The following is an 8,748-nucleotide window of genomic DNA, read 5'->3' on the forward strand; positions in this document are numbered from 1 at the left end:
AGCGTTCTTTAAGGGGTGGAATTCACCGCGAGCGAAGACTGGCGCCTGGTTTCCAGCGTCTTGAAACGCTTCAGAAAAGCTGTTTGCGCCCAGGTCACGGATTTTGGCGTGAAGTCGAAGCGGTCGGCGGAGAAGCCGCGCGGCCGGCCGAAATACTCGGTCGCCTCCGCCGTCGAGAAGCCGGCCAGCAGCGTGGCCTCGTAATAGGCGGCGATCTGGTCGGCGCGCTTGATGTCCTTGCGCAAAGCTGCGTTAAGCTCCGCCGGCAGCGAGAAACGCAGATGGATGGCGCGCTGCAGGCGCAACTCGCAGTCCTTGTAGGAGCCGCCCATCACCGATTTGAACGGCGAGATCATGTCGCCGATAACATATTCCGGCGCATCGTGCAGCAGCGCGGCGAGCCGCGCCTCGGCAGTGGCCTCGGGCGCCAGTTCGCCGTAAAGCGCTTCGACCAGCAGCGAATGCTGCGCGACGGAAAAGGCATGGTCGCCGCTGGTCTGGCCGTTCCAGCGGGCGACGCGGGCAAGCCCGTGCGCGATGTCAGCGATCTCGATGTCCAGCGGCGAGGGATCGAGCAGGTCGAGCCGCCGGCCGGACAGCATGCGTTGCCAGGCGCGGGGCGGCGCTCCGGCACGGTCGGCCGCCATCAGGCCTCCTCCGCGCTGACCGCACCTTCAGGAAAGGTGAATTTCGCCCAGGCGGGGATGGCAAGTGTCACGGAAACGTCGCCCGCCATGATCGCCTCGCCGGCATCGACCGCCGCCTTGACGCGGTCGATGCGGGCAATCGCAAGACCGGTTTGGCCGCCGACAGACCCGAGCGTGCCCACCGGCCGGCCGGCGACGGTGAGCTCGGTTCCCGAAACGGGCAGCGGGCTATCGGCCGACGCGATCAGCACGCGTCGTCGCGTGGTGCCGCGATGCTGCATGCGCGAAACCACTTCCTGGCCGATATAGCAGCCCTTCTTGAAGCCGACCCCGCCGGTTTCATCGAGCAGAACGTCATGCGGGAAGGCGTCGCCAAGCTGGTAGTCGGAACCGCTCTCCGCAATGCCGTTGCCGATGCGCAGCGCCAGCCAGGCGCCAGGATCGTCGCTGTCCCTTGCCTCGCCTCCATAGGTGCGCCTGACAGCGACATTGCGGAAGCGCGTATCGGCGAGTGCTGTTGAATCAGAAACTGAGGCGGTTGAATCATCACCCCATGCGACTGTGACAAGCACCTGATCCTGCTTGGCAATATCCGCCTTCGCCCGTAGCCGGTAAAGCATCAGCCTGCGCACAAAATCATCGGCGATGTCGGCCCGGCTTTCCAGTTGGAAGCCGTTGTCGCCGGCGCGCGAGATCAGGAAATCGAACAGGATCTTGCCCTGCGGCGAAAGCAGCGCGCCGGGCTTTGCCTCCCCAGGTTTCAGCGTATCGAGATCGGTGGTGAGGATGTTCTGCAGGAAATGCTCGGCATCGGGGCCTGACACGGAAACGAGCGCGCGGTCTTTGAGGCGGGCAAAGGGCATGGGCGTAAAATCGGCCTGATCTTGCAAAATGGTCGGCCATTACGTAAGCCGGCCACAATCCCCCCGCAAGAGACTGGACCTGCCCATGGCGACCACCTTCGACCTCATCCTGACAGGCGGCACGGTGGTCAACCATGACGGGGAGGGCCGGCGCGACATCGGCGTGAAGGCCGGCCGCATCGCGCGGATTGGCGATCTCGGCCAGGCTTCGGCCGGCGAAATCGTCGACTGCACGGGCCTGCACATCCTGCCCGGCGTCGTCGACAGCCAGGTGCATTTCCGCGAGCCGGGGCTGGAGCACAAGGAGGATCTGGAGACCGGCTCCCGCGCCGCGGTGCTGGGCGGCGTCACCGCCGTCTTCGAAATGCCCAACACCAATCCGCTCACCACCAGCGAGGCCGCGCTGGCCGATAAGGTGCAGCGCGCCACGAACCGCATGCATTGCGACTTCGCCTTTTGGGTCGGCGGCACACGCGACAATGCTCGTGATGTCGGCGAACTGGAACGGCTGCCGGGAGCGGCCGGCATAAAAGTGTTCATGGGCTCGTCCACCGGCGATCTTCTGGTCGAGGACGATGAAGGCGTCGCTTCGATCCTGCGCAACACCCGCCGCCGCTCCGCCTTTCATTCCGAGGACGAGTTCCGCCTGCGCGAACGGCTCGGCGAGCGCGTCGAGGGAGATCCGTCGTCGCATCCCGTCTGGCGCGACGAAATCGCCGCGCTGCGCTGCACGGAGCGGCTGGTACGCATCGCCAGGCAGACACGCGCGCGCATCCATGTGCTGCACATCTCGACAGCCGAGGAGATCGTCTTCCTCGAACAGCACAAGGATGTCGCGACCTGCGAGGCGACGCCACATCACCTGACGCTGACGGCTGACGACTACGGCAGACTGGGCACGCTGATCCAGATGAACCCGCCGGTGCGCGCCGCCCGGCACCGCGACGGCATCTGGCACGGCATTTCCCAGGGCATCGTCGATGTCCTTGGCTCCGACCACGCGCCGCACACGCTGTCCGAGAAGGCAAAGCCCTATCCGGCTTCGCCGTCGGGCATGACCGGCGTGCAGACGTTGGTGCCGATCATGCTCGACCATGTAAATGCCGGCCGGCTCACTTTGCAGCGCTTCGTCGACCTTTCCAGCCATGGTCCGCAGCGCATTTTCGGCATGGCCAGGAAAGGCCGCATCGCCGCCGGCTACGATGCCGATTTCACGGTCGTCGACATGAAGCGGCGCGAGACCATCACCAACGCACAGGCAGGTTCCAAGGCCGGCTGGACGCCCTATGACGGCAAAGAGGTCGCCGGCTGGCCGATCGGCACCATAGTACGGGGCACGCGCGTCATGTGGGAAGGCGAGATCGTCATGCCCGGTCAGGGCAGGGCGGTGGAGTTTTCCGAGGCGCTGCCGGTTTAAAGCGTTTAATCCCCAGCGACGAAGAACAGCCACTGTCCCGTCGGCGTGATGCCGACGCGGTAGAAGATGTAGGCGCCGAACTGCTTCATGTCGTCATAGTCGCTGGCAGTGACCAGCTTGAACAATTCGACGCGCTGCCTGGGATCGAGCTTGTCGAGCGGCAGCGCGAAGAAATAGGGCCAGACATAGAGCTCCTGCGGCGTGCCGGTGTCGACATGCACATAGCCGGCCGAAAGCACCTCTTCCAGGATGGCGAGGATCTCCTGGCCGTCGCCGTCGCCCGAGAGGCCCTTGAGGAAGGTGACTGGGTCGCCGTCAATGTCGCCCAGCGACAGTTGCGTCATGGAATCGCCTTTGCCGATCAGCGCCCTCAGCTTCTCGATGTCGCCGCTTTTGCAGGCCTCGACGATCAGCCCATGCATGCGCTTGACCGGCTCGGGCAGTGTATTGAGGTCGTAGACGACGGCGGGCGGCGGCGCGTCCGGATCGGCGTGCGGGCTGGTGATGCCGCCATTGGCGGGCGGCGGTTCCGGCTCTGACTTGTCGGTGTCGTCGGCCGGCTGGCCGTCCGCGGGTTTGGTGCCGGGCGCCTCCGGCATGGGCACGGTGGTGCCGGGCGCGGCGCTGTCGCCATTGGCGGGCGGGGTCACCGGCGAAGGCAGGTCCTCGCGCTGGATCTCGCTCAGCGCATAGGAAGGGGTGCTGCCGAGGCACAGCGACAGCGCTAGGCAGGAAGCGGCGATCAGGATGCTGAGGGCCGGCCCGTGTGGCCGGCCTGACATCGAAAATCTCACCGCTTGCCTCTCCATGGTTTCCGGGTTCCGTCTCGGCCGGGGCTCTGAATGTCCGAGCGCGCGGGCATGATGCCCAAACGGCGCGTCCCCGTCAAAAGCCACGCTCAAAAGTCGCTATCGAAAAAGGGACTAATGCCTAAGCCGTTCCGGCTCGAACGCGCCGGCGATCACTTTCTCCCGCATGCGGTCGAGCAGCGCCAGCGCCGAGGTCTCGCCATTGGCGCGCAGCATCTCGCCGAAAGCCGTCTCCAGCGCCGCTTCGGCGATGATTTCCGGTTCGATGCCAGCCGACAGGCCCTCGGCCCAGGCTTCGCTGTGGCTCTCCACGGCGGTCAGGCGCTTTTCTTCCCTGACCAACGCGTCGATGTCGCTGACACCATGTTCCATTTGCGATGTCCACCCTTCGCAAGCGGCGATCCGAGGAGGGATCGGGCTCGACCTTTATCGGCAGCCTGAATAAGTACCTGTAAATACGACATTTTTACGGTCGCGATCTACTTATCGAACAAGGCTGCGTTCAATTGGTATTGAGCTTAGCCGATTAGCCCAGCTTGCGGCATTAAAACCTTCAGTTTGAGTTAATTCCGGATTTGTCCACTAACGTTTCATTAACGCTGTTGCGCAAGTGCAACACAGATTGCACCAGAGCGGGACAGGACACAATAACACACGCCATACTGGCGCCGGTTGCCGCCAAAATCCGCGTAAAACGTTGCCGCCGGACGAGCCGGGCTCAATTCCCGTAGCGAGAGGCGATGTCGCGCGACAGCGTCTCGCCTTCCTTCATGTAGCGCGCGATGGCCTCGGTCGCCGAAGGCGTGCATCGCGTGTAGGTGCCGCTGAAGGAGCGGTAGCCCCGATTGAACGAGGCGATGAAGCGGGCACGCCGATCGGGATCGGGATTTTCGGACTCGAGCAGCTTTTCCATCTCGACCCGCCACTGGTCGCCTTTTTCGCCACAGAGATTGCGCAGGAAATGCAGCGATCCGAGCACTTCGGCCAAGCGCATCAGCCCGGGCTCGAAAGGCGCCTCGGCGGCGAACGCCGGGGGTGCCGCTACAGCGACGCTGACGGCGAGGCAGGCGGCGAAAAAAGCGGAAGCGCGGGTCATCAAAGCCTTGCGGTGAAAGGGCAGGGCTTTGTGGCGAAACATTTTGTCGCCTGCAAGGCCATTCTGGAGACTCACCGTCTGGCGCCTTGCGCGGGGCCGAGCAACTCCTCGGCGACCGAGAACACATCGCCGGCAAGCGGCATCGCTGCCATTTCCGCCAGCGTGTAGAACGCAGCGGTCTCGGCATCGTCGCTGGCAACGGGCTCGCCGCCGGCATAGGCGGCGCCGAACACCGTCAGCAGGTAGTCGACCGCGTGGTTTTCAGCATGGCCGTCGATATGGATGTCGCGCAGCGGGCGATAGCCTGTCGCCTCGAGCCCGGTTTCTTCCAGCAATTCGCGCGCAGCGGCCTCCGCCAGCGTTTCGCCCGGCTCGACCTTGCCGCCGGGATAGGCGTAGAGCCCTTGCGACGGCGCCCGCCCGCGCTTGACCAGAAGCACGGTTCCGTCGCGCACGACCGCGACGGAAACGGCCGGTATGATCTTGCGCTGTTCCATGCGTGCCGATCTTTCTGCAGCCTTTTGTGGACCGGTTGGGCGAGTCCAGCTTTAGCCGTTGCGGCCCGGCGGTTCCATCGCCACTTTCGTGGCACATCAATCGAAGAGCCCAGATCCATGTGCGGACGCTTTGCCCTGACCGCTACGCCGGACCAGACCGCCGCCTTCCTTGGCCTGGCCGAGCTGGAGGAATTTCCGGCGCGCTACAACATCGCGCCGACACAGCCGGTGCTGATGGCGCTTGCTGGTCCGCAGCGGGAACCTGGTTCGAACCTGCCGGACCGCCAGGCGATGCTGGTGCGCTGGGGCCTGATTCCGGCCTGGGTCGAGGACACAAAGGCGTTTCCGCTGCTCATCAATGCCCGCTCCGAAGGCGTGCTGCAAAAAGCCTCGTTCAAGGCCGCGATGCGCCACCGCCGCGCTCTTGTGCCGGCCTCCGGCTTTTACGAATGGCAGCAGTCGGGCTCGGCCAAGGGCCAGCCCTACTGGATCCGGCCGAAGCGAGGTGGGGTGATTGCCTTCGCCGGGCTGATTGAGACCTATGCCGAACCAGGCGGCTCGGAGATGGACACCGGCGCGATCATCACGACCGAGGCCAATGCCGGCATCGCCCATATCCATGACCGCATGCCGGTGGTCATCAAGGAACACGACTTCGCCCGCTGGCTCGATTGCCGCACGCAGGAGCCGCGCGCCGTGCTCGACCTGCTGAAGCCCGCCGAGCCCGATTTCTTCGAGGCGATTCCGGTTTCCGACCTGGTCAACAAGGTCGCCAACACCGGGCCGGAGATCCAGCAGCGCGGCATCGTTCCGCCGCAGGCCGAAAAACCCAGGCGCCAGAAGCCCGGCGCGGACGAAAACCAAATGACTTTATTTTAGCGCAATTCCAGGAAAAGTGTGGAGCGGTTAGGTTCGGCGCCTTCGCCGTAACCTTCCGTTCGGATTGCGTCAAACCATCCAGCGGAAGGCTGCTTGCCTCGAAAGGCTGCTGTGGGGCCTTTCATCTCCAGGGCGCTCTTTTGGCGCCCTCATCGCCGGCGTCCCGCCGTCGGGGGACCGTGCCGATCGTACCTTTTCAAGCAGCGCGCGGCGAAACGATCTTCTGCGCCGGCTTCTTCTTCTTCGCGGTGTGGAGAAGGGCCGCGACGATCGCCGCCGGGCCGATCGCGCGGTAGTGGCTGGCGAGAGCCGGCTGCGCTTGTCGGTTCTGTTCCTGCTTGTTGCGAGGCATTGTTCTCTTCCCTGGTAACGGCTTCGTGTTCAGCGTTTGGCGGCTGATTCGGACCAAATCGTGACACTTGGCGGGTCTAGCCGGCGAATGTTTCATAACTGTGCCGACATGTTTAATAAATTGTTTCGTCCTACCTTTACCTGTGATCCGACGACATCTTTCCTTGGCAGAGCGACTTGACGGCAACACCTGCCGGCGCGATAAAGCCGCGCATGAAAACGTCTTTCGCCATTTGTGGCATTTGCATTATTGGCTAGCCTCGCGCTGGTCCGGACGTTTTCGCCTCATCTTTCCCCAGATCGGAAAAAACGCCCCGGCCAGCAGGCTGGAGCCTGATTTGCGCCTTCGGTGCAGACCCGGTTCCGGCTCAAGCATGACCCCGAAAAGCGGAAGCCGGTTTTCGGATAAGTCATGCTCAACAAGAAACTAAGGACCGGGACCGCATGTCTGACGCATCGAAGGGCCTCAGCCTCTACAACACGCTAACGCGGGCCAAGGGACCTTTCGTCCCGATCGATCCGCAAAATGTGCGCATGTATGTCTGCGGCCCGACCGTCTACGACTTCGCCCATATCGGTAATGCGCGCCCGGCGATCGTCTTCGACGTGCTCTTCCGTCTGTTGCGCCATCTCTACGGCGAAAGCCATGTCACGTATGTGCGCAACATCACGGATGTCGACGACAAGATAAATGCCAGGGCGCTGCGCGACTTCGGCGACGACATTGCGGCCGGAAAGCTCTCGCTCAACGACGCGATCCGCAAGGTCACCGAAAAGACCGCCGACCAGTACCACAAGGACATCAAGGCTCTCGGTTGCCTTGAGCCGACATTCGAGCCGCGGGCCACCGAGTTCGTTGCGCCCCGCGCCGACGGCAAGGCTGACATGCTGTCGCTGATTGCGCAACTGATCGAGCGCGGCCACGCCTATGTCGCCGGCGGCGAAGTGCTGTTCGACACCGCCTCGATGCCGGACTATGGCGAGCTCTCGAAGCGCAATCTCGACGAGCAGCAGGCCGGCGCGCGCATCGCCGTCGACGCGCACAAGAAGAACCCCGGCGATTTCGTGCTGTGGAAATTGTCTTCGCCCGAAGAGCCCGGCTGGGAGAGCCCGTGGGGCAGGGGCCGGCCCGGCTGGCACATCGAATGCTCGGCCATGTCGGCCGCCTATCTCGGCGAGGTTTTCGACATCCATGGCGGCGGGCTGGACCTGATCTTTCCGCACCACGAGAACGAGATAGCCCAGTCGCGCTGCGCGCACGGCACCAAGGTCATGGCCAATGTCTGGATGCATAACGGCTTTCTGCAGGTAGAGGGCCAGAAGATGTCGAAGAGCCTCGGCAACTTCTTCTCGATCCATGAGCTGCTGGAGACCGAGACTTTCGGCGGCCGCACCTGGCCGGGCGAGGTGCTCAGGCTGGCAATGCTGATGACGCATTACCGTGAGCCGATCGACTTCTCCGTGCGCAAGCTGGAGGAGGCGGAGAACACGCTGCGCAAATGGAAGCGCGCCGCCGACCTCGCGCCTGTGGCGGCAAAAGAATTGCCGGCCGAGGTGGTGGAAGCGCTGTCGGACGATCTCGCCACTTACACTGCCTTGCAGCGGCTGACGCAGCTTGCCGGCGAGGCGGTCGATGCCGGCGGCAATGTCGGGAATGGCGCAGCCGCTTCGCTAAAGGCAGCGCTGGCCTTTCTCGGCTTCGATACGGGCGCGGCCAAGGTGGACGAGGCGGCGGTCGCCAAGGCGATCGCGGATCGTCTGGAGTTTATCGCTGCCAAGAACTGGGCCGAGGGTGATCGCATCCGCAATGAGCTACTGGCGCAGGGCGTGCAGCTGAAGGACGGAAAGGACCCCGTGACCGGCGAGCGCGTGACGACCTGGGAGATCAAGCGGTGAGGGAACCTTGGCGATTGGCGAAGGCGCCGGTGACGGCCAATCTCCCCCCTTGCGGGGGAGATGTCCGGCAGGACAGAGGGGGGTGTGAAGGAACGCCAGCGTCCGAGCTTGCCCACTTTGGCGATAACCATCTTCTGAGAGCGCAGCACTCCCGAGTTTCGGCCACGCTGGCGGGGCAGCACCCCCCTCTGTCCTGCCGGACATCTCCCCCGCAAGGGGGGAGATTAGCCGGCGCGTCCGGTTTCGCTAATCTCCAGCGCAAGGCGGTCTGAACATGGGCCACGACCGCTTTC

10 protein-coding genes are annotated in these 8,748 nt (G+C 63.9%); 3 read left to right on the plus strand and 7 right to left on the minus strand.

Annotation, left to right across the window (positions count from 1 at the left end; translation table 11 throughout):
• Positions 1 to 8 precede the first annotated feature (8 nt).
• Together LB528_RS16010 and LB528_RS16015 are read right to left on the minus strand one after the other, a co-directional pair.
• Positions 9 to 647, minus strand: coding sequence for a YfbR-like 5'-deoxynucleotidase (locus LB528_RS16010; protein WP_224512480.1), 639 nt, complete (start codon positions 645 to 647; stop codon positions 9 to 11).
• Positions 647 to 1,510, minus strand: coding sequence for a YgfZ/GcvT domain-containing protein (locus LB528_RS16015; protein WP_224715484.1), 864 nt, complete (start codon positions 1,508 to 1,510; stop codon positions 647 to 649). The genes LB528_RS16010 and LB528_RS16015 overlap by 1 nt, the downstream gene beginning before the upstream one ends.
• Positions 1,511 to 1,595: 85 nt before the next feature.
• On the opposite strand from LB528_RS16015, the gene LB528_RS16020 reads away from it, so the two are divergent.
• Positions 1,596 to 2,927: a dihydroorotase gene (locus LB528_RS16020; protein ID WP_224715485.1), complete on the plus strand. Its 1,332-nt coding sequence runs from the start codon at positions 1,596 to 1,598 to the stop codon at positions 2,925 to 2,927.
• A gap of 5 nt (positions 2,928 to 2,932) precedes the next feature.
• On the opposite strand, the gene LB528_RS16025 is transcribed toward LB528_RS16020, so the two are convergent.
• The 4 genes from LB528_RS16025 to LB528_RS16040 form a co-directional block, all read right to left on the minus strand.
• A complete protein-coding gene (locus tag LB528_RS16025) occupies positions 2,933 to 3,721 on the minus strand; it encodes a hypothetical protein (protein WP_224715486.1) in 789 nt (262 codons plus the stop codon).
• A gap of 129 nt (positions 3,722 to 3,850) precedes the next feature.
• Positions 3,851 to 4,108 carry a hypothetical protein gene (locus tag LB528_RS16030; RefSeq protein ID WP_027164925.1) on the minus strand — a complete coding sequence of 86 codons (258 nt, stop codon included), beginning with the start codon at positions 4,106 to 4,108 and terminating at the stop codon, positions 3,851 to 3,853.
• A gap of 346 nt (positions 4,109 to 4,454) precedes the next feature.
• Positions 4,455 to 4,832 carry a TIGR02301 family protein gene (locus LB528_RS16035; protein ID WP_224512671.1) on the minus strand — a complete coding sequence of 126 codons (378 nt, stop codon included), beginning with the start codon at positions 4,830 to 4,832 and terminating at the stop codon, positions 4,455 to 4,457.
• A gap of 71 nt (positions 4,833 to 4,903) precedes the next feature.
• On the minus strand, positions 4,904 to 5,329 hold the full coding sequence (locus tag LB528_RS16040; RefSeq protein ID WP_224512486.1) for an NUDIX hydrolase: 426 nt from the start codon (positions 5,327 to 5,329) through the stop codon (positions 4,904 to 4,906).
• A 117-nt stretch (positions 5,330 to 5,446) separates the two neighbouring features.
• Here LB528_RS16040 and LB528_RS16045 point away from each other — a divergent pair, with 117 nt between their 5' ends.
• Positions 5,447 to 6,208: an SOS response-associated peptidase gene (locus LB528_RS16045; protein ID WP_224512487.1), complete on the plus strand. Its 762-nt coding sequence runs from the start codon at positions 5,447 to 5,449 to the stop codon at positions 6,206 to 6,208.
• A 196-nt stretch (positions 6,209 to 6,404) separates the two neighbouring features.
• Here the strand turns inward: LB528_RS16045 and LB528_RS16050 are convergent, their stop codons facing one another.
• Positions 6,405 to 6,560 (minus strand): hypothetical protein, encoded by a 156-nt coding sequence (locus tag LB528_RS16050; protein WP_224512488.1) that lies wholly within the window; start codon positions 6,558 to 6,560, stop codon positions 6,405 to 6,407.
• A gap of 443 nt (positions 6,561 to 7,003) precedes the next feature.
• On the opposite strand from LB528_RS16050, the gene cysS reads away from it, so the two are divergent.
• The gene (gene cysS, locus LB528_RS16055; protein ID WP_224715487.1) at positions 7,004 to 8,455 is read left to right on the plus strand and encodes a cysteine--tRNA ligase; all 1,452 of its coding nucleotides are present in this window, start codon (positions 7,004 to 7,006) and stop codon (positions 8,453 to 8,455) included.
• The last annotated feature ends 293 nt before the right edge of the window (positions 8,456 to 8,748 follow it).

The sequence above is a fragment of the Mesorhizobium sp. CA4 genome, assembly GCF_020165075.1.
Classification (GTDB): Bacteria; Pseudomonadota; Alphaproteobacteria; order Rhizobiales; family Rhizobiaceae; genus Mesorhizobium.

Coding starts and splice junctions, on each gene's coding strand:
- LB528_RS16015 (WP_224715484.1), bottom strand. CDS start 1,510: ATGCCCTTTGCCCGCCTCAAAGACCGCGCGCTCGTTTCCGTGTCAGGC.
- LB528_RS16020 (WP_224715485.1), top strand. CDS start 1,596: ATGGCGACCACCTTCGACCTCATCCTGACAGGCGGCACGGTGGTCAAC.
- LB528_RS16035 (WP_224512671.1), bottom strand. CDS start 4,832: ATGACCCGCGCTTCCGCTTTTTTCGCCGCCTGCCTCGCCGTCAGCGTC.
- LB528_RS16010 (WP_224512480.1), bottom strand. CDS start 647: ATGGCGGCCGACCGTGCCGGAGCGCCGCCCCGCGCCTGGCAACGCATG.
- LB528_RS16045 (WP_224512487.1), top strand. CDS start 5,447: ATGTGCGGACGCTTTGCCCTGACCGCTACGCCGGACCAGACCGCCGCC.
- LB528_RS16030 (WP_027164925.1), bottom strand. CDS start 4,108: ATGGAACATGGTGTCAGCGACATCGACGCGTTGGTCAGGGAAGAAAAG.
- cysS (WP_224715487.1), top strand. CDS start 7,004: ATGTCTGACGCATCGAAGGGCCTCAGCCTCTACAACACGCTAACGCGG.
- LB528_RS16040 (WP_224512486.1), bottom strand. CDS start 5,329: ATGGAACAGCGCAAGATCATACCGGCCGTTTCCGTCGCGGTCGTGCGC.
- LB528_RS16050 (WP_224512488.1), bottom strand. CDS start 6,560: ATGCCTCGCAACAAGCAGGAACAGAACCGACAAGCGCAGCCGGCTCTC.